Genomic DNA, 23,606 nt, shown 5'->3' with positions numbered 1-23,606 from the left:
CGCGTACATATAACTATCCGTCACGCGTACCGCCGCTAGCCCAGCCGAGACGTCGTCGGAGGCTCCCGGGAGAGCACACCGACGGTCGGTGACGGAACGGAACTTTAAAGATTGCGTCACGGCCAGATTCGGGATAGGAATGCTCGCGCCACCGCTGCAAGTCATCGACAGCTTCCTGCTGAACTACACCATCGGTGATATCCTGCTCCTCGGGTTCGTCGTGGGCGCTGTCGGCATCCTCCCGATGCGCTCGCTCCGGATGCTGGGCGTTCACACCATCGCCATCGGGGCGCTGCTGCTCATCACCCCTGCGGCGGCGATGGAACCCAACGCCGGCAGCGTCCTCGCCTCCCCGTTCCAGTACAAACTGTTCGGACTGGTACTGCTCGCCGTCGCGCCCGTCCTCTACGCCGTCGGCCGCCGCTAACCCAGTTTCCCGAGCGCGGTGAAGAAATCGAGCGGTGGCCCGGCCAGCCGGATCGGTTCGCTCGCCCGCGACAGCGTCACCCGCTCCGGCGGCGTTATCTCCTCGCGGACCCGTCCGTCACTGACGACGACCCCACTCTCTGCGTCGGTCAACGACACGACCACGTCGCTGTCCGCGTCGACGACCAGCGGCGGCATCCCGTCGGCCTCGGCCATCCCCGTCACGACGAGCCCGGCGACGTCGGGGTGGACGAGCGGCCCGCCCTCGCTCAGGTTGTAGGCCGTCGACCCGGTCGGCGTCGCCACGAGCACGCCGTCGGCGTGTCCGCTGGTGTACAGCGACCCGTCGACCCGCACTTCGAACGTCCCCCCGCCGCCGGAGCCGCGGTGTGAGCCCTGCACGACCACCTCGTTGAGCGCCGGTGCGAGCTCCCAGCCGGGACCGCTGGCCCGGAGCCGCGGCATGGCCCGCGTGCGAGCGCTCCCGGTCTTCTGGATGTGTTCGACCTCGGCGACCACCGTCTCGACGGCCTCCTCGGGAGCCAGCGCGTTCAGGAAGCCGACTTCGCCGAGGTTGACGCCCATCAGCGGCGTCGACCCGGCACCGCGTGCGGCGTAGAGGAACGTGCCGTCGCCGCCGATGCTGACGACGAGGTCACAGTCCCGCATCGCCTCGACGGGCCGCGTCGACGGCGCTGCGGCGTCCCACGCCTCGTGGTCGTCGAGCGCCGCGCCGGTCGTCTGGTCGACGGCCACGGACTCGCCGACCTCGGCGAGTCGGTCGGTCAGTCTGCTGGCGAGCGACATCGCCCGGTCGTTGTCTCGCTGGGCGACGATACCGACGGTCATTGACGTGTCTTTCAGGCGGGCGGTTATAAACCCTCCACGACGGCAAGGTTATATTTGCGTGGACGTGAATTGCACCCCATGGCCCGGGTCTGTGGCCGGTGGTTGGGGCGATGAGCGACGACGAGCGACAGGACGACGACTGGTTCGAGAGCGCCATCGAGGGCGACGACGCCGAGCACGAGGAATCGGGTGACGCGGAGCGTGACGACGACCCCTTCGACGGGGACGGTGACAGCCCGTTCGACGGGGGGAACGACGACAGCCCGTTCGACGACGGCGGTAGCGACAGCCCTTTCGACGGCGGCGGTGGGGACAACCCGTTCGGCGACAACGGCGACGGCGGGCCGCCGGCCGGAGCCGGCAGTGAGAGCCCGTTCGACGACGGCGGCGGCGAGAGCCCCTTCGACGAGTCCGGCGGCGACGGGCTGTTCGACGACGACTTCGCGTCGGCCTTCGAGTCCGCCGGTGACCCCGGTGGCGGCGGCGGTGGCGCGGACTTCGAGGACGAGGACTTCGACTCCGACATCCCGCGCATCGACGTCGGCATCGAGGGGCTCGACCGGATGATACAGGGCGGGATTCCACGCCGGCACCTCCTGGTCACCATCGGGTCGGCGGGCACCGGGAAGACGACGTTCGGCCTACAGTTCCTCCACCACGGCCTCCGGAACGGCGAGAACTGCGTGTTCATCACGCTCGAACAGTCCCACGAGGCGATCATGGACACCGCGGACGACCGCGGGTGGGGGTTCGCGGAGTACGAGGCCGAGGGGCAGTTGGCCGTCGTCGACCTCGACCCGGTCGAGATGGCGAACAGCCTCGACAACATCCGGGGGGAACTCCCCGACCTCGTCGAGGACTTCGACGCGGACCGGCTGGTGCTCGACTCCGTCTCCCTGCTGGAGATGATGTACGACAAGCCCTCGAAGCGCCGGACCGAGGTGTTCGACTTCACGCGGTCGCTGAAGGACGCCGGCGTGACGACGATGCTCACCTCCGAGGCCAGCGAGGACAACCCCTACGCCTCCCGCCACGGCGTCATCGAGTACCTGACCGACGGCGTGTTCATCCTCCAGTACGTCCGCTCGGAGACTCGCGAGACGCGGCTGGCCGTCGAGATACAGAAGATCCGGAACGCGAACCACTCCCGTGAGACGAAACCCTACGAGATCACGATGGACGGCATCAGCGTCTACCAGCAGGCCAACATCTTCTGAGCGCGAGGACCGGCGCCGGGCGCAGGGTTTTAATCCGTTCCCTGTCGAGTCACCGCTATGGTACTGCTCGTTCCGTTCGACGGCTCGGACCTCTCACAGGCCGCCCTCAAGCGCGCGACGGAGTTCTCGGAGTACCGGGACGAGGCCGTCCTCGCACTGGTCGTCATCCCAGACGAACCCGACTACGCCCTGGAGCGAAACTGGCTCTCGCCGAACGACCCGTTCGACCCAGAGGCCATCGCCGACAATCTCCGCGAGCGCGTCGCCGAGATAGCGCCGGAGGCGGAGTTCCGCGCCGAGGTCCCCGAAGACGTCAGTTCGATGGCCTCCATCACCACCGACGTGGTCCGGACCCTCCGGTCGGTCGCGAACGAGGTCGACGCCTCCATCGTCTTCATCGGTAGCGAGAACGCGGGCCGCGTCTCGTCGCCCGTCTCCAGCGTCGGTGCGCCGGTCTCGGAGGACCCGCGGTACGACGTCCACATCGTGCGGCACGCGTAATCGCGGCAGGTGAGCCGCGAGTGCGCACGCTCGACCACAGCAGGTGAGCCGCGCTCGCTCGGCGTGACCCCCGCCGTCAGCGGATGACCGTCACGGGCACCGTCGCTCGGCGGACCACCGTCTCCGCGACGCTCCCGAGCAGGATTCGCGAGACGCCAGACCGACCGTGGCTCCCCATGACGATCTGGTCGATGTCGTGGTCGTCGGCGTAGTCGACGATGGTCTGGGTCGGCCGGCCGACCTCCAGCACCCGCTCGACGGACTCGACGCCGGCGTCGTGGGCCGTCGCCTCGAGGTCGTCGAACAGCGACTCTGCGGCCGCCTTCTTCTGCTGGTACCACTCCTCGGAGAACGACGGCACCGACGCCTGCGCGCTGTACCCGGCCTCGGCCGGGTTGATGACGTGCAGGAGGACGACGGTGGCGTCGGGGTAGTTCTCGACGACGAACTCGGAGGCGGCCTTCGCCTGGTCGGACCCGTCGACGGGGACCAGGATGCGCTTGCTCATACAGTTCTTGCCCGCGGCGGGCGGCTTGAATCTTCGGCCTGTGACCGGCGTCAGGGCACCCGCAGGCGGACCGTCCACAGCGACCGGACGGCGTCGGCGAGTGCGTCCTCGGGGTCGCCCGTCGCGTCGACGGTGCGCGTGACCGCGGCGTCGTCCTCGAACTCGTGGATGACCGACCCCTCGCCGACGACGTACAGCGTCTCGGGACCGACCTCCTCGATGGCGGCGCGACAGCGGTCGAGGTGGCTCGCTATCTGCTGGTCGCGGAGGCGTTCGAACCGGGACTGGGAGAACCCGCCCTTCGAGTGCTGGCTCTTGAGTTCGGCGTCGAAGCCGTGGAAGGCGGTGCGCTCGCCGCCCTCGTACTGGCCGAGTGCGAACAGGTCCGACCGGACGAGCGCGACCGAGTACCGGCCCGCCGGTTCGAACCACGAGCGCTCCAGTTCGACGTGGTCGGCCCACGTCGCGAACGGTTCGGGCGGCACCGGCACCGAGAGACAGGCCGACAGCACTCCGGCGTCGTCGGTCACGGCGAGACATGGGGCGGCCCGCGCGACCAGCGACGCGCGGTCGCCGAAGGCGTCACGCACCGGCCCGGGCAGGTCGCTCTCGTCGGCGACGTAGGCCGTGAACACCCCCTCCGGCTCCGTCTCGACCGACTGGAGCCGGTCCAGTAGCTCGCCGACGCGGCGACCGGTGAGGCGCTCCTCGGCGCGGTAGGCGTGCTCGCCGTCGTCGGCCTGCAGTCGCTCGACGCGGTCCTCCAGTTCGGTGACGCGGTCCTCCAGCCGGTTGACCTCGGCCTCGGCCCGCTGTCGGGCCGTCGACGCCTCGGCGCGGCGCTCCTCCTCGGCGTCGAGTTGCCGTTCGAGGTGGCGGTTCTCCTCTTCGAGCTCTGCGACGCGCTCCTTGAGCGAGGCGCGCCCCAGCAACCGGTCCAGCATCGACTGGACTGCGGACCGGGACGGGCTTAAAAGTGGCCGCCCTCAGACGGCGCTGTCGGGCAACGCCGACGTCGTGTCGGCGACCGAGAGCAGCTGGGCCGCGTGGTCGGCCTTCGCGAGGAACACCTCGCGGAGGCTGGGCGGGTTTCGCACGTTCGCGGACTCGAGTACCTCGTCCGGGACAGCGAGGGTGTCGGCCGGCACCCGCTCGTCGCCGTGTACGGGGAAGTGACGGGAGCCGAGTTTCATCACCAGCGGGAGGTCTGTGCGTTCGACCCCGTCTCCGGAGGCGTACAGTTGCTGGTTGACTCGCTCGTGTTGGTCCCGACACATCGCCGCCGCCCCCTCTCGCCGTGGCTCGACGTAGAGGCGGCCGAGGTAGTAGCCGCGGGAGAACTGTTCGAACATCGGTACACCTCTACGTGTGCTAGTGACACACATAAACGTTCGCCGACACCCTTTTGCCGTCGGGCATTCAGAGCGCAATACTCGCCGCCCGGGACCGACAGGGTTTCCGCCCATCGGGGCACAGGGGCGGCCATGGACACCGATCGGGGGCCGTTGCCGCGCCGCTACGCGCGGTACTACCTGGAGAACACGCCGAGTCTGGTGTGGCTGGTCCTAGTCAACGTCGTCGGCATCCTCGTCGGCGTCAGGTACTACGTCGACACGATGCCGGAGGTCTCGACGTTCCTCTGGCCGCTGTACGCCGACTCGCCGACGGCCCTGTTCCTGCTCACGCTGTCGCTCGTGACGCTGCTGCCCTTCCTCGGGCGCTCGCTGGACGACGTGCCGACGAACCTGCCGCTGGCGTACCTCCACACCATCGCGCTCGTCTGGCTCGTGAAGATGGGCGTCTGGACGTTCGTAGCGCTCAACCTCGGCTTCGACGCGTACTTCCCGGAGCCGTGGGCGTACTTCGGCATCATCGTGACCCACGTCGGCTTCGTCGCCGAGGGGCTGTTAGTCCCTCACTACGGCCGGACGACTCGGGGGGCGCTCCTCGCGGCGCTCGTCGTCGCACTCGGTAACGACCTCTTAGATTACGGGTTCGGTTACTACCCGCCGCTCCGATACGACCCCGGACTCACGCTCGCGCTGGCGACGGTCGCGCTGTCTGTCCTCTCTGTCGGCGTCGCATGGAGAATCATGCCGATGCTCGACGAGCGCGCTTCCTAAACACTCTTGGACTGTCTGCGGTCGTTTCAGAGGCTGCTAAACGGAGCGAACGAAGACGCCGCTTTTTATGCTGGGTCGGTAATGAGTGGATAGAGATGAATCGACGGTACGCCGTGGGACTCGTGCTGTGTCTCGTCGCCGCCGCTATGGTGGGCTTACCGGCGGCCGCGGCACAGGAGACGACCACCGACACCGCGACCCCTGTCGCCACCGACACCAACGAGACGGACGACGGGCCCGGCTTCGGGACGCGGCTGACCGCGTTCCTGCAGTCGAGTTCGGCCGCCGCCAACGATACGGTCGAGAACGGCATGTGGCAGGCCGGGTTCGAGCGTGCGAACGAGAGCCAGCGAGCGCGGATGGTGACCAGTCGGACCGGAACCCTCGAGCAGCGCCTCGAGCGGCTCCGCGAGCGAAACGAGAGCCTGCGACAGCGGTACGAGAACGGGAGCATCCCCAGACAGGCGTACGTCGCCCAGCAGAGCCGCCTGGTGGCCCGCATGGACGCGCTCGAGACGGCGGTGAACGACACGGACGAGGCCGCCACGGTGGCCGGCGTCGCGGACGACCGGCTGGAGCGACTCAAGGAGAACGCCAGTCGGCTGTCGGGCCGCGATGTCGCGGCGCTCGTGCGCGCGAACGGCGGCGGTCCGCCGGTCGATGCCCCGGGACGATCGGAGCGGCCAACCGACGAAGCGAACACGTCGTCGGCGAACCGTACGTCGAGAGCCGGCGGCGTCCCGGCGGCCGGGAACGGCCAGTCCGGCGACGCGGGCGAGCGACCGGTCGAGAACGGCCCAGCGGCCGGTGATGACGCGGACCCTCGTAACTCGGCGGCGACGAACGGATCTGCGAACGAGACGGCCGGCGACGACGCGGGCGACGCCGACGGGAGCAGCGATGGGCCCGGTGACGGCGGTGCCGGCGACGGCAGCAGTGGCGACGGCGGCAGCGGCGACGGTTCGGCGGCCGGTGACGCCGGCCGCTGACGGCCGCAGGGGTCACCCTTTTCTACTGCGACCCGCTACCCTCGGGTGAATGGACTCCGCCGAGTTGCTCGACTTGCTGGGGAACGCCAACCGGCGGCGTATCCTCCGCTTGCTCGCACACAAACCCTGTTACGTGACCGAGATAAGCGAGTACATCGGCGTCAGCCCGAAGGCGGTCATCGACCACCTCCAGAAGCTGGAGGACGCCGGCCTCGTCGAGTCCCGCACCGACGACCAGCGCCGGAAGTACTTCTCTATCGCCCGGAACCTCCGGCTGGAGGTCCGGGTCTCCCCCTACGAGTTCGGGACCAAGAGCGCCTATCCGGCGAACCCGGGCCTCGACATCTCGGCCTGTCGGCACCTCTCTATCGACGTCGAGGACGAGGGCGACGGCGAGTTGCGCGACCTCGCCCGCGAACTCGAACGGCTCGAACAGCTGGAGAACGAGCTCTCGCTGGCCCAGCGGTGGGTCCAGGGTCGCGTGACCGACGTCCGCGACCAGTTCGACCAGCGCGTCGAGGAGGGCGACGGCCGCCTGTACGCGGAACTCGTCAGCGCGCTGTCCCACGGGTCGGCGTCGGTGCGGAAACTGGCCCACACCATCGAGGCACCGCCGGAAATGGTCGAGGAGGCCCTCGAGCGACTCGCCAGCGAGGGCGTCGTCGAGCAGACCCACGACGGCTGGCAGTTACGCTAACTCCCGCGTCAGGCCGTCGCGCAGGTCGCGGCCGAAGTAGTGGCCGAGGACGGCGAGGACGAGCCCCACGGCGGCGGCGACCGCGAACAGGCGCCCCATCCCGAGTTGGCCGCCGGCGATACCCCGGACGACGAACTGCGAGAGGAAGGACGTCACCGACAGGACCCCGGCGGTGAGGCCACCGGCCAGCGCCGTCTCCGCGTAGCGGCGCTCGCTGGCGAGCAGCCCGTGGACGAACGCGCCGGCCGGAATCCCCAGCAGCGCGGTGAACGGCAGGAGGGGGACCAGACTCCCGGCGACGGCGCCGCCGCCGACGGCGACGAACGCGACCAGGAGCGCCCGGAGCGAGAAGTAGCTCCCGCTCTCCGACTCGGACTCGCTCTCGGTGGTCTCCGTCGAGAACCCGTCGAGCCGGCCGATACCGGGACTCGCCTCGCCCGTCTCGGCCTCCGTGTCGGTCTCGCGGGTCCGCTCCGCCGTTCGTTCGGACATACGTCACGGTCGGCTCGCCGGACCTATGGCCTTTGTGGAGGTGGCGGCGAGGACAGCGGCGCCCCCGCCGCCGGGAGCGGGCGCCGAAACAAATGGGTTCAAGTCACGCCGGCAGGAACCCACGCGCATGAACGCAGGCGACCGTGTTCGCGTCGACAGCGCGGACCAGAGCTACGAGGGCGTCTTGCTCCCCTCCAGCACGCCCGACCACGTCGTCGTCAAGCTGGACGGCGGGTACAACGTCGGCATCGACCGGGACGAGGCGTCGGTCGAAGTCCTCGAATCGGACGTTTACGACGTCGAGAGCGCACAGGACGAGGACGGGAGTTCGGAGATCGAGTTCGACGAGGCCCTCCCGACGGTGTCGCTCATCTCCACCGGTGGCACCATCGCGTCGACCGTCGACTACCGCACCGGCGCGGTGACCGCGCAGTTCGACGCCGAGGACGTCCTCCGGGCGGTGCCCGACCTCGCGGGGAGGGCCAACTACCGCGGCCGCGTCGTCGCGAACATCCTCTCGGAGAACATGACCCCCGAGGTCTGGCAGGACCTCGCACGCGCCGTGAGAGAGGAGATAGAGGCCGGCGCGGACGGCGTCGTCGTCATGCACGGCACCGACACGATGCAGTTCACGGCCTCGGCGCTCGCCTTCATGCTCGACACGCCGGTCCCCATCGTCTTCACCGGGAGCCAGCGCTCCGCCGACCGCCCCTCCTCGGACAACGTGATGAACGCCGTCTGCGCGGTCGAGGCAGCCAAGAGCGACTGTGCGGAGGTGCTGGTCTGCATGCACGCCGACGAGTCCGACGACCGCTGTGCGCTCCACCGCGGCACCCGCGTCCGCAAGAACCACACCTCCCGCCGGGACGCCTTCGAGACCGTCGGCGCGAAGCCGCTGGGCGAGGTCGACTACGACACCGACGGCGACACCGCGGTCACGTTCCGCCGGGAGTACGCCGAGCGGGGCGCGGCCGACCTCGCGCTCTACGACGACCTCGCGACCGACGTGGAACTCCTGAAGTTCACGCCCGGGATGAGCACCGACCTGCTCGAGACCGCCGCCGAGGGGAGCGAGGGACTCGTGCTGGAAGGCACCGGTCTGGGCCACGTCAACACCGACTGGATAGCCGTCGTCGACGACCTCGATATCCCCGTCGTGATGACCAGCCAGTGTCTCGAAGGGCGGGTGTGTGACCGCGTCTACGACACCGGGCGTGACCTGCTGGAGGCCGGCGTCGTCGAGGGCGAGGACATGCTCCCCGGGACGGCCAAGGTGAAGCTGATGTGGGCGCTCGAGAACGCCGAGGACGTCGCCGACGCGATGGGCGAGCCGCTGGCCGGCGAGATACAGCGGCGGTCGACGCCGTGGCTCTGACCGGTTCCCGCGTGTGACCTGTCCGGTCAGGGCTTAATTCGATATTAGCTTGTTAGTAACTGGGTAGTAACAGACGACCAGGTCGACCGTGGTCCCATGCGCCACCGAGCTGCCCTTCTCGCCGTCGTGACGGTCTTGCTCACTACGTCGCTACTGCCCGTCGCCGTCGCCGGGCCGTCGCTCTCGACGGCGGATTCGGCCGACGACTGGCCAGCGCCACGCGGGGATTCGGCCCGGACTGGTGCCAACGGCGCGGACGCCCCGGCGGGACCGAACGCGACCGTCGCCCGGGAACTCCCCGCGGGTGACGGGGGTCCCGGCGAACCGACTGCGCCAGCGGTGGTCGACGGGACGGCGTTCGTCGGCTACGACCACACCGGTAGTTCGCTGAGCTACGTGAGTCGCGGCCGGGTCGTCGCCTACGACACGTCGACCGGTGCGGTCAGGTGGAATCAGAGCGCGCTCCCGAAGGTACGCCGGACGCCGACGGTCGAAGACGGTCGCGTCTACGTCTCGGGTCGTGGCCCATACGACGGGGGACTCGGGACGCCGGACACCGAACCGACTGCGCGAGGCGGGGTCTTCGCCCTCGACGCGACGACGGGCGAGGTGCTCTGGGCCCGCAACGACAGCGAGTTCGACGAGGTGGAGACCCACGTCGTCGGCGACGGTCGCGTCTACGTCCAGAAGGAGGGCACGGTCGTCGCCCTGAACGCCACCACGGGTGAGACGCGCTGGCGTCGGTCAGCCGTGAGCGTCGAAGCCGTGGCCGCCAGCGAGGACACGCTCGTCACCGTCTGGGTCAACGACACCGGGACGACCGTCACCGGGCGGAACGCCACGACCGGGCGCGTCGAGTGGCAGTCACCGGTCGCGAACACCGAGGCGTACGTCGACCCCGGCGGCGTGGCAGTCGAAGACGGTACCGTCTACGTCTCCGACGGAGTGAACGTCGTCTCGGCGATGGACGCCGACGACGGGACGGTCGACTGGAACGTCGAACTGACGTCGGCCGCGGAGGGCGTGCGGGCGGCGTCCGCGCCGGCCGTCGAGAACGGGACGGTCTACGTGGGGACCATCGACGACGCCGTCGGGACGGTCCACGCCCTCGACGCGGCCACCGGGACGACGGAGTGGCGCTTCGAACGCGCTGACGCGAGGATGTACGCACCGACCGTCGCCGACGGCACGGTCTACGTCCCCGCCGAACAGTGGACCGCCTCGTCGACACCCTCCCGCCAGGAGGGCGTGTACGCGCTCGACACCGGCACCGGAGAGCAGGAGTGGCAGTTCGCCCAGCACGAAGCACAGTTCGGTGGACTGGACAGCGTCGAGACGGTGCCGACCGACGGAACCCTCTATCTCGCCATCGGCGACGGCGAGCGCTACTCGGACGACGGCGGGCTTTACGCGCTCCGGTCGACGACGGACGCGGTGCCGCCGTGGAACCAGTTCGCGACCGACCGGACCGTCAGCTACCCGCCCGATGTCACGCTCTCGACGGACCCACCGGACGCCGAAGCGCAGGACCTCGACGGCGGGACGACTGTCAGGCTGACGGCCAACGCGACCGACCCCGACGGGACCGTCTCCGCCATCGAGTGGGACGTCGATGGCGACGGCGAGTACGAGCGGACCGGTGAGAGCATCACGCTCTCGCTGGACTTCTGTGGGACGCTCCTCGTCGAGGTGCGGGTCACCGACGACGACGGCGAGCGGGTCACGGAGTCCATCGAGCTCTCGACCGCCTGACGGCGTAGCTTTTTCCTGCCGCCGCCCGAGGGACGAGTCATGTCACCGACCGTCCGGCAGGCGCGGGCCGACGACTACGACGACGTCGTCGCCGTCGCCGAGGAGGTGTGGGCCGACCGGGCCGACACCGTCGACTACATCCCAGAGGTGTTCGAGGAGTGGGTCGAGAGCGACGGGCCGACACAGCACACCGTCGTCGCCGATGTCGACGGCACCGCCGCCGGCCTCTGTCAGGCCGTCATGCTCACCGACCACGAGGCGTGGCTACAGGGCATCCGCGTCGACCCGGACCACCGCGGCGAGGGGCTCGGACTGGCGATGGTCGACCACCTCTTCGAATGGGCCAGCGACCGGGGAGCGACCGTCGGCCGGAACATGGTGTTCTCGTGGAACGACGCCGGCCTCGGCCAGTCCGTCGCCACCGGGTTCGAACCGGAGACGGCGTTCCGCTGGGCCCACCCGGAGCCACGGGACGCGACGCCGGACCCCGACGGCCCCGCCGTCGAGAACGACCCCGCCGCTGCGTGGAGCTACTGGACCGGCAGCGAGGGCCGGACCTCGCTCTCCGGCCTCGCACTGGACCCCGGACAGACGTGGGCCCTCTCGGAGCTGACCCGCGAGCGCCTGCACACGCTGGCCGACGACCAGACCGTCTTCGCGGTCAAGGACGACGGCACCAGCGGGATGGCCGCTCGGGTGCGAGAGACGGTCGACCCCACCGCCGACGAGACGCTGGCGGAGTACGCCCTCGGCACGTGGGCCGACACCGACGCCGCCGCGGCGCTGTTCGACGCGATCCGCGCCGACGCCGCCGAGCTGGGCGTCGACGGAACGCGGGTGCTGATTCCGGAGACGCCGCGACACGTCGCCGAGGCCGCCTTCGTCCGGGCCGACCTCGCCGACTGGCCGGACTTCGTGCTGGCGGCCGACCTGACGTGACCCGGGGTTATCAGCGCGGATAATCTCGCCCCAGCACTCAAGTTAGGCAGCCGGTACGTGCGTGATAGATGCAACTCGCCGACGCCTCGCCGGCCTTTCTCGCCTACGTCGCGGCCTACGGACTCGCCACGCTCGCCTGCCTCGTGGCGCTCCCGCGGGCCAGAGCGGTCGCGGACCCGGACACCCGTCGCGGCCTGGTCGCACTGGTGGTCGCCAGCGGCGGGTGGGCCGCGCTGGAACTGGCCTTCCTCGTGCTCCCCGCGACCGAACTGAAGTACGGCGCGTACGTCCTCAGCCTCGTCGTCGGCCTCGCCACCGTCGGCGCGTGGCTGTACTTCTGTTCGGCCTACACCGGGCGGTCGTTCCACCGGGACGCGGCGTACCGCCGACTCGCCGTCGCCGCCTACCTCGCCATCGTCACGGTCAAGCTGACCAACCCGCTCCACGGCTGGTACTTCGAGACGGCGGTCGTGGCCACGCCGTTCCCGCACCTGACCATCGTCCACGGGACGCTCCACTGGGTCGTCTCGGGGCTGTCGTACGCGCTCGTCGCCGTCGGCTTCTTCATGCTGTACGAACTGTTCCTCGAGGCCGACTACGACACGCGACCGCTCGCGGCCCTCGCGGGCGTCACGGGCCTCCCGGTGCTGTTCGATATCGTCGGCTTCGCCAGCGACCGCCTGCTCGACATCAACTACGAACCGCTCGGCGTCGCGGTGTTCGCCGTCGGCGTCCTCTACGTCTTCGAGACGGAGTTCCTCGCCGTCCAGTTGACCGACGGGGTCGACGACCCGGTCGTGTACCTCGACGACGACGACCGGATTCGAGAGGTCAACGGCCGTGCGACGGACCTGTTCCCCGCGCTCTCGACGGCGGTCGGTGACCCGCTCGACGCGACGCTCCCGGAGGTCGTCGCCGCGCTCGACTCGGAGGACCAGATTCTGGAACTGACCGACGGCGGCGAGACGGCGTACTTCCTCGTCAGCGACACCTCGTTCACGCTCGGACAGGTCGACATCGGACGGGTGGTCGTGTTCACCGACGTGACGCGAGCGGAGCGCCAGCGCCGCGAGCTGGAGCGGCAGAACGACCAACTGGAGGGGTTCGCCGCCGCCATCCGTCACGAGTTGCTCAACACCCTGCAGATAGTCAGCGCCAGGGTCGACATCGCGGGCGACGCGCTCGAAGACGGGGAGGTGTCGACGGCGCGTGAGTCGCTGAGCACCGCCTCGGAGACCGCGGGGCGGATGTCGGACATCGTCGACGACCTGGCGACGCTGGCGAGGTACGGCCAGACCGTCGACGACCGGACGACGTTCGACCTCGGCGGCGTGGTCAGGGCCGCGTGGGACACGACGGACACCGACGGGCTGACGCTCGCGATGGACGGCGACGCCGAGGTGACCGCCGACCCCGAACGGGTGCAGGACCTCCTCGCGAACGGGTTCACGTTCGCGGCCCACAACGGCGCCTCGACGGTGACGGTCCGGGTGACCGACGACGGGTTCACGATAACCGACGACGGCGACCCGGTCGGCGAGCAGGACCCCGACTCGTTCTTCGAGTACGGCACCGCCGTCCCCGACGCGGAGGCCGGGATGACCCTCCCGAACCTCCGGATGCTCGCCGAGACACACGGCTGGACGGTCACGCTGGCGTCCGGCTACGACGACGGCGTCCGCATCGTCGTCGCCGGTGTCACCACCCTCGACGGCCGAGCGGAGAGCGAGGCACGCGCCGGCACCACGTCGGGCTAGCCCCCGCTGACCGGGGGGAACAGCGCCAGTTCGGTCTCCGAGTCCACCGTCGTCGCGAGGCCGTCGCCGTTCGCGAACGGGTCCTCGCCGTCGACGAGGAGCCGGACGTGGTCGGCCAGTTCGCCGTCTTCGAGCACCTCGTCTGTCAGCGCCGGTCGCTCGGCCAGCAGTTCGTCGAGTGCCGTCTCGACCGTCGCCCCGTCCGGGACGTCGACGCTGACGGTCCCGCCGTCGGCGGCGGTCCGGAGGTGCGCGAACAGTTTCCACTCCATACTCGAACGGGGGCCGGCCGTGCCAAAGAGGGTTGCGACCGCTCAGGCCCCACCGCGGTCGGGACCGTCCCCGTCGGTCGACTCGTCGGCCGTGCCAGCGTCGTCGCCGTCGGGGTCGGCCTCGGCGCCGTCGGCCGCGTCGCCGTCCTCGGTGGCGTCGGGCACGTCGACGTGTTCCTCCGGGTCCCACACCGGGATGGTGTCGTCCGCCGGCGCGCCGGTCGTCGGGTCGCTCGTCTGTCCCTCGGTCGCGTCGTCCGGCGGTTCGTCGGCCGCTGGCCGGTCGTCGGCATCGAACGAGTCGGGGCCGCGCTCGGCCTCGTCGTCGGCCGCCGGTCCGGTGGTGTCGGACTGCTCGGCCGCGGCGACCGGCTCGGGCCCGTCCTCGGCGGGTCCACCCGTATGTCCGTCCTCGGCCGGAGAGTCCTGTGGGGTCGCGTCGTCCGGAGTCGCGTCCGCGCCGGGCCCCGTCGCGGCCGTCTCGATGCGACGGAGGGCGTCGGGCGTGGCGATGGCGTATATCACGTCACCAGCCGCGAGGACGCGCTCGCGGGAGGGGATGGTCTCCGGGGCCGCGTCGTCGCGGGTGACGGCCGCGACAGTCACGCCCAGGCTCCCGACGGTGGTGCCGACGAGTTCGCTGCCCGCCTCGACGGTGACGGTGTCCATCGTCTCGTCGGCCGCCCGAAGCAGCGAGGCGAACTCCCGGTCGGGACGGTCCTGCACCGGGAGCGTGACCAGCTTGTACGTCGCCGTCGGGTCGAGTTTCGGGGTGTCCGCCGCGTCGATGGCGACGGTCACCACCTCGTCGGCGATGCCCCGGAGTTCCCCGGTGAGCACCCGATTCAGCGGCTCTCGCTCCCACACCTGCACGAGGTCGCCCGAGCTCGCGGCGTGTGCGGGGTCGGCGCGAATCGCGACGGCGTTGGTCGACGGCGGCAGCGTCGGACCGATACCGGCCGCACGGGACCCGATGGCGAGGTACGACACCTCGCCGTCGTCGAACTCGACGTCGACGTGGCCGACGCCGTAGTCGGTCTTGAGTCGCGTGACGAGGCGGTCCCGGAGCTCGCCCTTCGTCAGCCGCCGGGGGAAGAGGAACCGCCGCTCGGCGAGTTGCGCTTTGGTCGCGTCCGGCATCGGGTCGTAGCCGACGATGTCGTCTATCTCCGCGGGCAGCGTGACCGAGGTGACCCGCCCGACGGTCTGGACGATCTCGCTCACGTCCGCGTCGACGTTCCGGCCACCCGTGGCGGCGAAGAGGTCGGTCCCGAGCCGGTCGCCCACCTTCGTCCCGGTCAGCGCGGCGGCCCCGCCGACGGCGAAGGCGGCGAGGTTCGGGAGGACGCTACTGGACTGCAACACCTGCTCCTGGCCGAGGATGACGTCGCCGAGCGCGCCCGTCGTCCCGAGGTACAGCGCGACGGCGCTCAGGCCGAAGAGGACGCCCAGTCCCGTCGGGACGCGCTCGCGGACGTACCAGCGATACGCCATCGCCACCGACCCGGCGGCCGCGGCGGCGGCGATGCCGATGCCGAGCAGCTGTGCCCCGAGCACCATCGGGTCGTCCGTTCGCAGGCCGCCCTGCAGGACGAGGCCGCCCTGTAACGCCGTCATGCGACCGCCTCCTCGAAGGCGTCGAGTGCGTCGTGTGGCCCGACGGCGTACAGTTCCTCGCCCGCCTCGACGGTGGTGTCGCCCCGCGGCGCGAGTCGCCACCCGCCCTGTTCGCGGACGGCGACGACGGCGACGCCGTACGTCTCGCGGACCCGGGCGTCGCCGAGCGTCGTCCCGTCGAGCGCCCCGCCGTCCCGGACGGTGAACCGGCGGAAGCGGTTCCCCGCCCGCCGGAGCAGGGAGACGAGTTCGTACTCGCGACGGGTCCCCCGCGGCTCGACGACCACCTTCGCCGACTCGCTCCGGAGCAGCGGTTGGACGTCGGTCCGGTTGACCGCGATGGTCAGTCGCCCCTCGCCGCCGTCGGTCGTCGGGGCGCGCACCGGTGCCGGGGGCGCCTCGGCGTCGTCGGCGAGGTCCGGGTCCTCGGGTTCCTCGACGCCGGCCTCCGAGCCCTTCGACCGGGCGCTGACGACGGTGCCACGGACCTGCGCGTCCGTCGTCAGCACCGTCACCTCGTCGTTCCGCGCCAGCCCCGTCGGCAGGAGCGCGTCGACGGAGACGGCGTGTCGCCCGTCGGCCACGCGCTTCGAGAGCCCCGAGAACGGCGGCGCGGCGACGACGCTGGCCTGCCCCTGCTCGTCGATGGTCACGGCCACGTCGCCGAGCTCGAACTCCGTCTTCAGTCGCCGCTCCAGCTCCGCCTCGAGTTCGCCGATGCGGAGGTCGGCGGGGAACGTCCACTCGCCGCCCCGGATATCGGCCCGGAGCGGTTCCGACAGCGGCGGGTACCCCTCCATGTCGGCCACCTCGCCGACGACGCGGATGCTGACCTCCCCGCGCCCGCCGAACCGTTCGACCACGTCGGCCGAGAGCGTCCGGTCCCGGAGCCCCTGCAACGAGAGCCGCTTCGGGAACGTCGCCCCCATCTGGTCGCCCTTGCTGTGGGCGTACATCGACACCATCCCGACGAGGACGATGGCGGTGATGACCCGTTCGGCGTTGGGCGCCTGCGTGATGGACTCGTCTGCCAGCGCCAGCAAGCCGCCGCTGACACCCGCCAGCGCGATGGCGAGGACGGCGACGGCGAACCCCGGCAGCGTGACCCCGGTGAGGTACTTGAATCCGAACCCGAGCGCCCACGACGCCAGCGCCGGGATGACCCCGACGAGCAGCCCCAGATAGATGCCCAGGAGAATCTCGATTGGGAGCGAAGCCATGTCCCCACCGTGCGCGCCCGGTGGTAAATCGCTTCCGACGACGCGTCCGGCCTCGTCCCGGCGAGTGCGGGACAGTACATTTACACCACCCCACCGACACAGAGCAGATATGCACTGGTCGCGGGAGTGGCTGGGCGCCCGAGCGACGATACTGCTGCCGACGCTGGTGGCCGTGCTGTCGTTCGCGACCGGCGTCGCCAACATCACCGCCCCCATCAGCGGGATACTCGGCACCACCGTGCCCGAGAGCCTGCAGCAGGCCGCCGGCTTCACGGGTGCGCTGACCGGCTTCTCGCTGCTCCTGAGCGTCGTCGGCCTCCGGCGCCGCCTGCGCATCGCGTGGTACGTCACCGTCGTGTTGCTCCCGGTGTCGGCGCTGCAGGGCGTGGTGCAGTCCTCGCCGCTCTCGTTGCCGCTGGTCGTCCTCTCGCTGGTGTCGCTGCCGACGGTGCTGTTGAACCGCCGGCGGTTCGACCGGAAGCTGGACCTCTCGACGACGCAGCTCGCGGCGGGGGCGGCCCTGCTGGGCGCGCAGGTGTACGGCACCGTCGGGACGTGGGCGCTCCGAGAGGAGTTCGTCAACGTCGAGACGCTCACCGACGCGTTCTACTACACGCTCGTCACGGCCAGCACCGTCGGCTACGGCGACGTGACGCCGGTGAGCGAGCGGGCGACGCTGTTCGGCATGTCCGTCGTCGTGCTGGGGACGGCCAGTTTCGCCATCGCGCTGGGGTCCCTGCTGGGCCCGGCGCTCGAGAAGCGCTTCGCGGAGGTACTCGGGAACATGACTGACGCACAACTCGACCTGCTCGAGAACCACGTGGTGGTTCTGGGCTACGGCGACCTGACCGAACCGATACTCGAAGAACTCGTCGACGCGACGGACTTCGTCGTCATCACGCCCGACTCGGAGACGGCGGCGCGCCTCCAGCAGCGGGACATCGCGGTGCTGACCGCCGACCCGAGCGACGAGGAACCGCTCCAGCGGGCCGGCATCGACGACGCGCGGGCGGCCGTCGCGGCCACCAACGACGACGCCCAGGACGCCCTGTCGATACTGACCGCGCACACGCTCAACCCCGACCTCAACATCGTCGCCGCCGCGACGGAGCGCGAGAACATCGAGAAACTCCGGCGGGCGGGCGCGAGCACCGTCATCAGTCCCGCTCTCATCGGCGGCCACCTCCTCGTGCAGTCCGCACTGGGCCGAGAGGGGATGGAGAACATCGCGGACCACCTGCTGGACATCGAGCGCGAGGGCGACGCCGACATCTAGTTCCGGTCGACGATGGCCACGTCCGTCTCGACGTCCTCCAACCGCTCGAACGTCGGCGGCGAGACGAACCGCGACGCCGCGCTCCGGTCCTGACTGGCCCCGATGATGACGAGGTCGTACTGTGTCCCCGTCGTCGCCAGGAACTCGTTGATGTCCGCCCGGGAGACGCGCGTCTCGATGGCCCCGTCGAACGGTTCCACGAGGTCGGCGAGCATCTCCTCGGCCCGCCGGCGGTTCTGCGACTCGCCGATGCACGTCGCGACGGCGACCCGGCCGCTCTTGCCGGCCAGTCGGGTCGCGAAGTCGACCATGTTGTGGGCCACGTCGCTGGTGCGACGGACCGGCACGAGCACGCGTTTCCACTGGCTCAGTTCGGCACGGGAGCGGTGGGCGAGGACGTCCGTGTTCCCCCGGAACAGGCGCCGGAGGTACGGCGACAGCGCCCCGTGTTCGCTCTCGTAGGGCGCGACGACGAGGTCGCAGTTCGTCTCGGCGGCCGTCTGGAGCGTCGTCGCCGCCGGGTTGCCGTCGTCGATGGCGACGACGACCTGGCACGGGACGCCGGTCCGCGTCTCGATGCGAGCGGCGTGGGTCTCGAGCCAGTCCACCTGCGCGTCGAAGTCGGCCGCCTCGGTCGTCGGTGTGTCGACGCTCCCGCCGTCGCCGACGACGGGGGCCGTGGAGTCGGTCCGGCCGGCGCTCGACGCGCCGGTGCCGGTCTCGGAGAACATGTCGAGTTTGACGGTGTCCTGCAGGAGTTCGCGCTCCGTCGCCGCGGCGTCGGAGTCGGAGACCATGTCGAGCAGGACGACCTTGCTGGCCTCGTGTGCGGCCGCGAGACGGGCGCCCAGCATCGCCGTCCGGCCCGCCGTCTCGCCGCGCATCGGCACCAGCACGTGGTCGTCGCCGGTCGTCGACTCGTACAGGTACGTCGCGCGTCGCTCGTAGAACCGGTCCCGCCAGACGACGAAGACGCTGGCGACCAGCGCGCTCGCCATGAAGATGCTCCCGACGAACACGAGCTGCTGGTTCGGTTGGACCAGCAACGCCAGCAGCGCCGTCGAGTACGACGACGGTTCCTCGATGTCCAGCGGCCACGTCACCAGACCGGTCGCCAGCACCGCGAGACCGGCGGCGATGGCGCTGACCGCGAACTGGCCGGTCGGCGGCGCGAGCACGACGCTCGACAGGTCCAGCGCGCCGAGCCCACAGACGGCACCGATGGTGAGGCCCGCGACGAACCGTTTCGGGTCGGAGTACTTCGCGGTCGGGTCGACGAACAGCGTGTAGGTGCCCGACGCCAGCGGCGGGAACAGCAGGAAGGTCAGTCGCGGGACGGCGTTGGCGAGCGCCGTCACGAGGGCGATGAGCAGCGGGACGAACACGAGCATCGAGAGGTGGACGACGCGGTCCGTCGTCTCGGCCCACCGGCGGAACTCCCGCAGTTCCCGGCGCTCGACCCGACGGGCCCGCAGGAACAGCGTCCGGACCCGGCGGACCAACTGGTCGAGCATATCTACCAAGTCGCACGACGGGGCCGTAAGTTCACCGCTGGTACCGCGGGTGTGCCGGCGGTCGCGGCCTCACAGCGACGCCGCGGCGGTCAGCGATATCTCGATGGCGCGTTCGACGTTGTTCTTGGCCTTCTCGGGGAGCTCGTCGTCGTCCGTCGCCCCCTTCTGGGTCCCCTCGACGAGGTTCCCGTCGACGGTGCAGATGGCGCCGGCGGCCAGTCCCTTCCGGCGGGCCAGCGAGAAGATGGCGGCGGCCTCCATCTCGACGGCCAGCAACCCGGCGGCCTCCCAGTTCTCGACGTACTCGTCGGTCTCGGCGTAGAAGGCGTCGTCCGTGGCGATGGGGCCGACGTGGACCTCCTCGTCGTTGGCCTCGGCCGCGTCCACGAGCGCGGACAGGGCGTCGTAGTCCGGGACGGCGGGGACTGCCGTGGCCTCGTAGCGGTCGGTCGTCCCCTCGTCCTTCGCGGCGCCGGTGGCGACGACCATGTCGCCGATCTCGATGCCGGACTGGAGCGCCCCCGTGGTGCCGACGCGGAGGAACGTCTCGACGCCGACGGCGGCCAGTTCCTCGACGGCGATGGCCGCCGACGGCGACCCGATGCCGGTCGAACAGATGGTGAGGTCCGTCCCCTCGTAGGTCGCGTTGACGACCTTGTACTCGCGGTTCTCGGCGACCACCTCGTGGTCGTCGCACTGCCCGGCGATGCGGTCGACCCGGCCGGGGTCGCCCGGCAGGAGCGCGACGTCGTTCAGGTCGCCCGGTTCGACCAGCAGGTGGGGCTGTTTCGCCATGGCGGCCGTTCGACCGGGCCCCGTATGAACGCCGGGGATTCGTCGGAACAATCAGGTAGGGGCGGGGTCACGGTGTGTGTATGAGCGACGACCTCTCACTGTTCGACAGGCGGATGCGCTGGCCGGCGGTCGTCTCGACCATCGCCGGGTTCGGGCTCGGGTTCATCGCCGTCTTCGCCCAGCGGACGGGGACCGGTACGGACGTCCCGTGGGCGTACGCACTCCCGTTCGGCGCGCTGGCGGCGGTCTTCCTGTTCGGTGTGATGTACCGCAACCTCTCGAAGCAGCACGGCTGAGTCAGAGCTGCGTGACGAACACCGGGACGACCAGCGCGAGCGTGGTGCCGTAGATGAACGACGAGAGCGCCCACTGCTGGACGATGTCATCCCGTCGGCCGCTGAGGCTCCCGCCGGCCCGCGGCATCGCGACGCGCTCGAAGAAGTAGTAGATGAACAGCGTGACGCCGACGGCCCCCAGCAGGTGCGGCAGCGCCGGGATGCCGACCAGCGAGAGGCCGGTCGGGAGGGCCGCCGCGAGGACGGCGACGATAGCACCGTACAGCAGCGCCGCGGCCGTGCCGGTGACGTGGTGGACGGCCACCGCGAGCACCGTCGGCGTGTCCGCCGGGTCCTGCCCGGTCAGGCCGCCGGCGGCGACGTAGGCGGGGAGGTACCCCTCCGGCTGGACGTACATCGGGATGTTCATCAGAACGGCGGCGAAGAGGCCGGAGAACACGCAGACGACACCCCACTCACCGAGGGAGAGCGACAACATGTTCGCCCCCTCGATGGGGGGCACAATGAGCGTTTGGGCCCTACACCGGCGTGAACAGGAACAGGACGACGTTGTTCGTCGCCGGGCCGAGGCCGACGGCGGCGACGAAGGCCAGCAGGAGGCTCCCCTCGACGGGTTCGTCCTCCAGGTACTGGTGCATCAGGACGACGACGGCCACCGCGACGACGAGCTTCACCAGCGCGAACAGCCACCCCTCGCCGATGACCGGGGCGGTCGGGAGCGTCCCCGCGAAGTCCATGATGGCGCGGGGGACCGGCGAGCGCTCGCCGACGCCGATGACGTCCGTCCCGATGGCCGTCGAGACGCCGTCGAACGCGTGGGCGAAGACGACGACCGGCGCGGCGTAGCGCGTCCGGACGATTATCGGCGTGCGCCAGAGCGCGACGACCAGCAGCGTCGCCGCCGCGAGGACGACGGCACCGACCACGGCGACGGTCGGCCAGACGAGCGCGAGGAGGCCGGAGCGCAGCGCCGTGATGGCCGCAAGCACCAGCAACACCGTCAGGATGCCGGTCCCGACGAGGCCGAGGTTCCGCGAGATGGCCTCGTCGTGGCCCCGTCGGACGCCGAACAGCGAGAGGAAGACCCACGCCGTCCCCAGCGTGACGTACGTCGTGAAGTACACCGCCGGCGTGCCGAACAGCGGTTCGAGCGTCGGGTCGTACACTTCGATGGGCGGCTGGCCGAGGGCGTGGAGCGTCCCGCCGATGGCCATCCACGGGGCGAGGGCGACGACGGTCCGCTGGTCTATCGGCGGTTCCAGCGCGAACAGCAGTGCCGACACCACCAGCGTCCCACCCGCGAGCGCCGCCAGATACGGCAACGGCGGCAGTCCGAACCCCGAAGGCAATACCATATCTGCACGCCGCCCCGTGACGCCGAAAAGGTTCCGGCCTCGCGGCGCGTCGCCGGGACGTTTAGGTACTCGCCGCCTCTCGACCCGGTATGGACGACCTTCCCGACCGGGTGGAACACACCGTCCTCGGGCCGACGACGACGCCCGACGACGTGCGAGCGTGTCTCGACGACGCACTGGAGTACGGGATGCGGGCCTGCATCCCGCCGTGTTACCTGCCGCTGGCGACCGACTACGCGAACGTCCCGCTGACGACGGTCGTCGACTTCCCCCACGGGCAGGGGGCCACCGCCGCGGTGTGTGACGCGGCCAAACGGGCCTGGGACGACGGGGCCGACGAGCTCGACGTGGTCTGCAACGTCGGCCTGCTGAAGGCCGGCGCGGACGAGGCCGTCGGCGACCACCTCACCGAGGTCGTCGCGGCCGTCCCCGTCCCCGTGAAGGTCATCGTCGAGGCACCGCTGTTGACCGACGAGGAGCTCCACCGGGTCGGGCGGCTGGTCGCCGACGCCGACGCCGCGTACCTCAAGACGGCGACGGGGTTCTCCGAGGGCGGGGCGACCGTCCACGACGTGGAGATTCTGAGCCAGTACCTCCCGGTGAAAGCCAGCGGCGGCGTGGGGTCGTACGAGGAGGCGACCGCGATGTTCGAGGCCGGAGCGGAGCGCATCGGCGCCTCCAGTGGGGACGTCATCGTCTCCGAGTGGCGCGACCAGCGCCCCGAGTAGGCCGCTCACGCCCGCAGTTCACAGGTCTCCGTCGACTGTATCCACGCGCCGTCGGTCTCGTGGTCGTAGATGAGGAGTTCGTCGTCGACCCTGAGTGCGGTGTACCGGTCGTCGACGGGGGCCGCCGGCCCCGCTCGCTGTGGCTCGAACTCGCCGGTCATGACTGTGGTGAGACCCCCTGTAACGGGTGGCCGGCGTCGCCGGCGAACGTCGGGTCCGGGTCGACGAGGAGGGTGCCGTCGCTGGCGACGACGACCCCACACTCCGCGTAGACGAACGAGACGTGGCTGTTGGCGGCCGCTTCGAGGACCGCCGAGAGCGCGTCCGGTTCGACGACGTCGTACAGGGACGCCTCGAGGTCCGAGGGTGGAGTGTCCGTCGCCTCGGCGACGGCGTCGACGATGGCCCGTGTCAACTCCGCCGGCGAGGCGACGTCGCCGACGGTCCGCTCGACGTGTCGATGGTCGTTCGCTCGCTGTCTCATCGGTTCGAGCAACACACCAGACGAGAATAGAGGTAGCTGCTACAAGCACAGACCCGCCGACCGGCGACACACTATACAGTTAGACCGACGGTCGTCGGCGCGCACACCGGCGCCGCTCACCGCTCCTGCCGCCAGCGGTCGCGACAGGCCGCGTCGCAGAACGCGTAGATGCGGTATCCCTCCCCCGGGACCGAGACCACCGGGTACCACTCCGTCGTGTCTATCTGGTCGCCGCAACTGGCACAGGTTCGCGGCCGGTCGGACGCTCGTAGCGGCCGTTCGGAGCCGTCTCGGTTCATGAATCGGTGGGTACGGGTCGACGACTGTCGACGCGTATCGACGGAGCGACGTGCGTACACACCGGTCCCAGAGCGGCAAAACGAGCGTCCGTACGTGCCTAGAGCCGACCCGCCGGCACCCACTA

General features: G+C 70.3%; 28 protein-coding genes. 13 read left to right on the top strand and 15 right to left on the bottom strand.

The features are described from left to right. The first annotated feature begins 139 nt into the window (after window positions 1–139). Window positions 140–427 (top strand): DUF8006 family protein, encoded by a 288-nt coding sequence (locus ACV7GQ_RS02790; RefSeq protein WP_220618771.1) that lies wholly within the window; start codon window positions 140–142, stop codon window positions 425–427. Here ACV7GQ_RS02790 and ACV7GQ_RS02785 read toward each other — a convergent pair. Next, a complete protein-coding gene (locus ACV7GQ_RS02785; protein ID WP_470312033.1) occupies window positions 424–1,275 on the bottom strand; it encodes an NAD(+)/NADH kinase in 852 nt (283 codons plus the stop codon). The genes ACV7GQ_RS02790 and ACV7GQ_RS02785 overlap by 4 nt on opposite strands. A gap of 110 nt (window positions 1,276–1,385) precedes the next feature. Between ACV7GQ_RS02785 and ACV7GQ_RS02780 the strand changes: the two genes are divergently transcribed. Together ACV7GQ_RS02780 and ACV7GQ_RS02775 are read left to right on the top strand one after the other, a co-directional pair. Continuing rightward, a complete protein-coding gene (locus ACV7GQ_RS02780; RefSeq protein WP_470312032.1) occupies window positions 1,386–2,492 on the top strand; it encodes a KaiC domain-containing protein in 1,107 nt (368 codons plus the stop codon). Window positions 2,493–2,549: 57 nt separating this feature from the next. Continuing rightward, window positions 2,550–2,993, top strand: coding sequence for a universal stress protein (locus ACV7GQ_RS02775; protein WP_470312031.1), 444 nt, complete (start codon window positions 2,550–2,552; stop codon window positions 2,991–2,993). 76 nt (window positions 2,994–3,069) lie between these two features. On the opposite strand, the gene ACV7GQ_RS02770 is transcribed toward ACV7GQ_RS02775, so the two are convergent. From ACV7GQ_RS02770 to ACV7GQ_RS02760, 3 genes are read right to left on the bottom strand one after another with little or no spacing between them, the layout of a single operon-like run. Continuing rightward, window positions 3,070–3,501, bottom strand: a complete 432-nt coding sequence (locus tag ACV7GQ_RS02770) for a universal stress protein (protein ID WP_470312030.1) — start codon at window positions 3,499–3,501, stop codon at window positions 3,070–3,072. Window positions 3,502–3,551: 50 nt separating this feature from the next. Next, entirely contained in the window at window positions 3,552–4,445 is an 894-nt protein-coding gene (locus tag ACV7GQ_RS02765) for a Vms1/Ankzf1 family peptidyl-tRNA hydrolase (RefSeq protein WP_470312029.1), read from the bottom strand. Between the two features lie 42 nt (window positions 4,446–4,487). Then, window positions 4,488–4,853, bottom strand: a complete 366-nt coding sequence (locus ACV7GQ_RS02760) for a DUF5802 family protein (protein WP_470312028.1) — start codon at window positions 4,851–4,853, stop codon at window positions 4,488–4,490. A gap of 132 nt (window positions 4,854–4,985) precedes the next feature. On the opposite strand from ACV7GQ_RS02760, the gene ACV7GQ_RS02755 reads away from it, so the two are divergent. From ACV7GQ_RS02755 to ACV7GQ_RS02745, 3 genes are all read left to right on the top strand, one after another. After that, a complete protein-coding gene (locus ACV7GQ_RS02755; protein WP_470312027.1) occupies window positions 4,986–5,624 on the top strand; it encodes a DUF1405 domain-containing protein in 639 nt (212 codons plus the stop codon). 95 nt (window positions 5,625–5,719) lie between these two features. After that, window positions 5,720–6,613 carry a hypothetical protein gene (locus ACV7GQ_RS02750; RefSeq protein ID WP_470312026.1) on the top strand — a complete coding sequence of 298 codons (894 nt, stop codon included), beginning with the start codon at window positions 5,720–5,722 and terminating at the stop codon, window positions 6,611–6,613. Window positions 6,614–6,662: 49 nt separating this feature from the next. Then, complete coding sequence (locus tag ACV7GQ_RS02745; protein ID WP_470312025.1) at window positions 6,663–7,310, top strand: ArsR/SmtB family transcription factor; 648 nt, start codon at window positions 6,663–6,665, stop codon at window positions 7,308–7,310. Here ACV7GQ_RS02745 and ACV7GQ_RS02740 read toward each other — a convergent pair. Further along, window positions 7,302–7,802, bottom strand: coding sequence for a hypothetical protein (locus ACV7GQ_RS02740; RefSeq protein WP_470312024.1), 501 nt, complete (start codon window positions 7,800–7,802; stop codon window positions 7,302–7,304). The two genes, ACV7GQ_RS02745 and ACV7GQ_RS02740, sit on opposite strands and share 9 nt — an antisense overlap. 127 nt (window positions 7,803–7,929) lie before the next feature. On the opposite strand from ACV7GQ_RS02740, the gene gatD reads away from it, so the two are divergent. The 4 genes from gatD to ACV7GQ_RS02720 all read left to right on the top strand — a co-directional run bounded on the left by gatD (window position 7,930) and on the right by ACV7GQ_RS02720 (window position 13,625). Then, window positions 7,930–9,177 (top strand): Glu-tRNA(Gln) amidotransferase subunit GatD, encoded by a 1,248-nt coding sequence (gene gatD / locus ACV7GQ_RS02735; RefSeq protein ID WP_470312023.1) that lies wholly within the window; start codon window positions 7,930–7,932, stop codon window positions 9,175–9,177. A gap of 96 nt (window positions 9,178–9,273) precedes the next feature. Further along, window positions 9,274–10,929: an outer membrane protein assembly factor BamB family protein gene (locus ACV7GQ_RS02730; RefSeq protein WP_470312022.1), complete on the top strand. Its 1,656-nt coding sequence runs from the start codon at window positions 9,274–9,276 to the stop codon at window positions 10,927–10,929. Window positions 10,930–10,968: 39 nt separating this feature from the next. Further along, a complete protein-coding gene (locus ACV7GQ_RS02725; RefSeq protein ID WP_470312021.1) occupies window positions 10,969–11,868 on the top strand; it encodes a GNAT family N-acetyltransferase in 900 nt (299 codons plus the stop codon). Window positions 11,869–11,936: 68 nt separating this feature from the next. After that, window positions 11,937–13,625, top strand: a complete 1,689-nt coding sequence (locus tag ACV7GQ_RS02720) for a sensor histidine kinase (protein ID WP_470312020.1) — start codon at window positions 11,937–11,939, stop codon at window positions 13,623–13,625. On the opposite strand, the gene ACV7GQ_RS02715 is transcribed toward ACV7GQ_RS02720, so the two are convergent. From ACV7GQ_RS02715 to ACV7GQ_RS02705, 3 genes are read right to left on the bottom strand one after another with little or no spacing between them, the layout of a single operon-like run. Further along, entirely contained in the window at window positions 13,622–13,897 is a 276-nt protein-coding gene (locus ACV7GQ_RS02715; RefSeq protein ID WP_470312019.1) for a ubiquitin-like small modifier protein 1, read from the bottom strand. The two genes, ACV7GQ_RS02720 and ACV7GQ_RS02715, sit on opposite strands and share 4 nt — an antisense overlap. A 42-nt stretch (window positions 13,898–13,939) precedes the next feature. Further along, entirely contained in the window at window positions 13,940–15,457 is a 1,518-nt protein-coding gene (locus tag ACV7GQ_RS02710; protein ID WP_470313133.1) for a cation:proton antiporter regulatory subunit, read from the bottom strand. A gap of 53 nt (window positions 15,458–15,510) precedes the next feature. Then, window positions 15,511–16,734, bottom strand: a complete 1,224-nt coding sequence (locus ACV7GQ_RS02705; RefSeq protein ID WP_470312018.1) for a potassium channel family protein — start codon at window positions 16,732–16,734, stop codon at window positions 15,511–15,513. Window positions 16,735–16,843: 109 nt separating this feature from the next. Between ACV7GQ_RS02705 and ACV7GQ_RS02700 the strand changes: the two genes are divergently transcribed. Beyond that, window positions 16,844–18,010 carry an NAD-binding protein gene (locus tag ACV7GQ_RS02700; RefSeq protein ID WP_470312017.1) on the top strand — a complete coding sequence of 389 codons (1,167 nt, stop codon included), beginning with the start codon at window positions 16,844–16,846 and terminating at the stop codon, window positions 18,008–18,010. Here the strand turns inward: ACV7GQ_RS02700 and ACV7GQ_RS02695 are convergent. Both ACV7GQ_RS02695 and ACV7GQ_RS02690 read right to left on the bottom strand, forming a co-directional pair. Then, window positions 18,007–19,524, bottom strand: a complete 1,518-nt coding sequence (locus ACV7GQ_RS02695; RefSeq protein ID WP_470312016.1) for an HPP family protein — start codon at window positions 19,522–19,524, stop codon at window positions 18,007–18,009. The two genes, ACV7GQ_RS02700 and ACV7GQ_RS02695, sit on opposite strands and share 4 nt — an antisense overlap. Window positions 19,525–19,593: 69 nt before the next feature. Continuing rightward, entirely contained in the window at window positions 19,594–20,319 is a 726-nt protein-coding gene (locus ACV7GQ_RS02690; protein WP_470312015.1) for a nucleoside phosphorylase, read from the bottom strand. An 80-nt stretch (window positions 20,320–20,399) separates the two neighbouring features. Here ACV7GQ_RS02690 and ACV7GQ_RS02685 point away from each other — a divergent pair, with 80 nt between their 5' ends. Then, window positions 20,400–20,615, top strand: a complete 216-nt coding sequence (locus ACV7GQ_RS02685) for a hypothetical protein (RefSeq protein WP_470312014.1) — start codon at window positions 20,400–20,402, stop codon at window positions 20,613–20,615. A gap of 1 nt (window position 20,616) precedes the next feature. Here the strand turns inward: ACV7GQ_RS02685 and ACV7GQ_RS02680 are convergent, their stop codons facing one another. Together ACV7GQ_RS02680 and ACV7GQ_RS02675 are read right to left on the bottom strand one after the other, a co-directional pair. Then, window positions 20,617–21,093, bottom strand: coding sequence for a hypothetical protein (locus tag ACV7GQ_RS02680; RefSeq protein ID WP_470312013.1), 477 nt, complete (start codon window positions 21,091–21,093; stop codon window positions 20,617–20,619). A 40-nt stretch (window positions 21,094–21,133) separates the two neighbouring features. Continuing rightward, window positions 21,134–21,970, bottom strand: coding sequence for a DUF63 family protein (locus ACV7GQ_RS02675; protein WP_470312012.1), 837 nt, complete (start codon window positions 21,968–21,970; stop codon window positions 21,134–21,136). Between the two features lie 89 nt (window positions 21,971–22,059). Here ACV7GQ_RS02675 and deoC point away from each other — a divergent pair, with 89 nt between their 5' ends. Continuing rightward, window positions 22,060–22,698 (top strand): deoxyribose-phosphate aldolase, encoded by a 639-nt coding sequence (gene deoC, locus ACV7GQ_RS02670; protein WP_470312011.1) that lies wholly within the window; start codon window positions 22,060–22,062, stop codon window positions 22,696–22,698. A gap of 5 nt (window positions 22,699–22,703) precedes the next feature. Here the strand turns inward: deoC and ACV7GQ_RS02665 are convergent, their stop codons facing one another. The 3 genes from ACV7GQ_RS02665 to ACV7GQ_RS02655 all read right to left on the bottom strand — a co-directional run bounded on the left by ACV7GQ_RS02665 (window position 22,704) and on the right by ACV7GQ_RS02655 (window position 23,481). Further along, entirely contained in the window at window positions 22,704–22,859 is a 156-nt protein-coding gene (locus ACV7GQ_RS02665) for a DUF7331 family protein (protein ID WP_470312010.1), read from the bottom strand. Next, on the bottom strand, window positions 22,856–23,182 hold the full coding sequence (locus ACV7GQ_RS02660; RefSeq protein ID WP_470312009.1) for a HalOD1 output domain-containing protein: 327 nt from the start codon (window positions 23,180–23,182) through the stop codon (window positions 22,856–22,858). Before ACV7GQ_RS02660 ends, ACV7GQ_RS02665 begins: the two co-directional genes overlap by 4 nt. Before the next feature lie 116 nt (window positions 23,183–23,298). Then, window positions 23,299–23,481, bottom strand: coding sequence for a DUF7576 family protein (locus tag ACV7GQ_RS02655; protein WP_470312008.1), 183 nt, complete (start codon window positions 23,479–23,481; stop codon window positions 23,299–23,301). Window positions 23,482–23,606 lie beyond the last annotated feature (125 nt).

The organism is Haloarcula sp. MBLA0163 (genome assembly GCF_055632435.1).
The sequence above is the reverse complement of the archived record's forward strand: the minus strand, read 5'-3'. Positions and strand labels throughout refer to the sequence as shown.

Coding starts and splice junctions, on each gene's coding strand:
- ACV7GQ_RS02705 (WP_470312018.1), bottom strand. CDS start 16,734: ATGGCTTCGCTCCCAATCGAGATTCTCCTGGGCATCTATCTGGGGCTG.
- ACV7GQ_RS02710 (WP_470313133.1), bottom strand. CDS start 15,457: ATGGTGCTCGGGGCACAGCTGCTCGGCATCGGCATCGCCGCCGCCGCG.
- ACV7GQ_RS02790 (WP_220618771.1), top strand. CDS start 140: ATGCTCGCGCCACCGCTGCAAGTCATCGACAGCTTCCTGCTGAACTAC.
- ACV7GQ_RS02680 (WP_470312013.1), bottom strand. CDS start 21,093: ATGTTGTCGCTCTCCCTCGGTGAGTGGGGTGTCGTCTGCGTGTTCTCC.
- ACV7GQ_RS02785 (WP_470312033.1), bottom strand. CDS start 1,275: ATGACCGTCGGTATCGTCGCCCAGCGAGACAACGACCGGGCGATGTCG.
- ACV7GQ_RS02665 (WP_470312010.1), bottom strand. CDS start 22,859: ATGACCGGCGAGTTCGAGCCACAGCGAGCGGGGCCGGCGGCCCCCGTC.
- ACV7GQ_RS02685 (WP_470312014.1), top strand. CDS start 20,400: ATGAGCGACGACCTCTCACTGTTCGACAGGCGGATGCGCTGGCCGGCG.
- ACV7GQ_RS02770 (WP_470312030.1), bottom strand. CDS start 3,501: ATGAGCAAGCGCATCCTGGTCCCCGTCGACGGGTCCGACCAGGCGAAG.
- ACV7GQ_RS02765 (WP_470312029.1), bottom strand. CDS start 4,445: ATGCTGGACCGGTTGCTGGGGCGCGCCTCGCTCAAGGAGCGCGTCGCA.
- ACV7GQ_RS02720 (WP_470312020.1), top strand. CDS start 11,937: ATGCAACTCGCCGACGCCTCGCCGGCCTTTCTCGCCTACGTCGCGGCC.
- ACV7GQ_RS02655 (WP_470312008.1), bottom strand. CDS start 23,481: ATGAACCGAGACGGCTCCGAACGGCCGCTACGAGCGTCCGACCGGCCG.
- ACV7GQ_RS02730 (WP_470312022.1), top strand. CDS start 9,274: ATGCGCCACCGAGCTGCCCTTCTCGCCGTCGTGACGGTCTTGCTCACT.
- ACV7GQ_RS02755 (WP_470312027.1), top strand. CDS start 4,986: ATGGACACCGATCGGGGGCCGTTGCCGCGCCGCTACGCGCGGTACTAC.
- ACV7GQ_RS02725 (WP_470312021.1), top strand. CDS start 10,969: ATGTCACCGACCGTCCGGCAGGCGCGGGCCGACGACTACGACGACGTC.
- ACV7GQ_RS02715 (WP_470312019.1), bottom strand. CDS start 13,897: ATGGAGTGGAAACTGTTCGCGCACCTCCGGACCGCCGCCGACGGCGGG.
- ACV7GQ_RS02695 (WP_470312016.1), bottom strand. CDS start 19,524: ATGCTCGACCAGTTGGTCCGCCGGGTCCGGACGCTGTTCCTGCGGGCC.
- ACV7GQ_RS02750 (WP_470312026.1), top strand. CDS start 5,720: ATGAATCGACGGTACGCCGTGGGACTCGTGCTGTGTCTCGTCGCCGCC.
- ACV7GQ_RS02690 (WP_470312015.1), bottom strand. CDS start 20,319: ATGGCGAAACAGCCCCACCTGCTGGTCGAACCGGGCGACCTGAACGAC.
- deoC (WP_470312011.1), top strand. CDS start 22,060: ATGGACGACCTTCCCGACCGGGTGGAACACACCGTCCTCGGGCCGACG.
- ACV7GQ_RS02740 (WP_470312024.1), bottom strand. CDS start 7,802: ATGTCCGAACGAACGGCGGAGCGGACCCGCGAGACCGACACGGAGGCC.
- gatD (WP_470312023.1), top strand. CDS start 7,930: ATGAACGCAGGCGACCGTGTTCGCGTCGACAGCGCGGACCAGAGCTAC.
- ACV7GQ_RS02700 (WP_470312017.1), top strand. CDS start 16,844: ATGCACTGGTCGCGGGAGTGGCTGGGCGCCCGAGCGACGATACTGCTG.
- ACV7GQ_RS02775 (WP_470312031.1), top strand. CDS start 2,550: ATGGTACTGCTCGTTCCGTTCGACGGCTCGGACCTCTCACAGGCCGCC.
- ACV7GQ_RS02745 (WP_470312025.1), top strand. CDS start 6,663: ATGGACTCCGCCGAGTTGCTCGACTTGCTGGGGAACGCCAACCGGCGG.
- ACV7GQ_RS02760 (WP_470312028.1), bottom strand. CDS start 4,853: ATGTTCGAACAGTTCTCCCGCGGCTACTACCTCGGCCGCCTCTACGTC.
- ACV7GQ_RS02780 (WP_470312032.1), top strand. CDS start 1,386: ATGAGCGACGACGAGCGACAGGACGACGACTGGTTCGAGAGCGCCATC.
- ACV7GQ_RS02675 (WP_470312012.1), bottom strand. CDS start 21,970: ATGGTATTGCCTTCGGGGTTCGGACTGCCGCCGTTGCCGTATCTGGCG.
- ACV7GQ_RS02660 (WP_470312009.1), bottom strand. CDS start 23,182: ATGAGACAGCGAGCGAACGACCATCGACACGTCGAGCGGACCGTCGGC.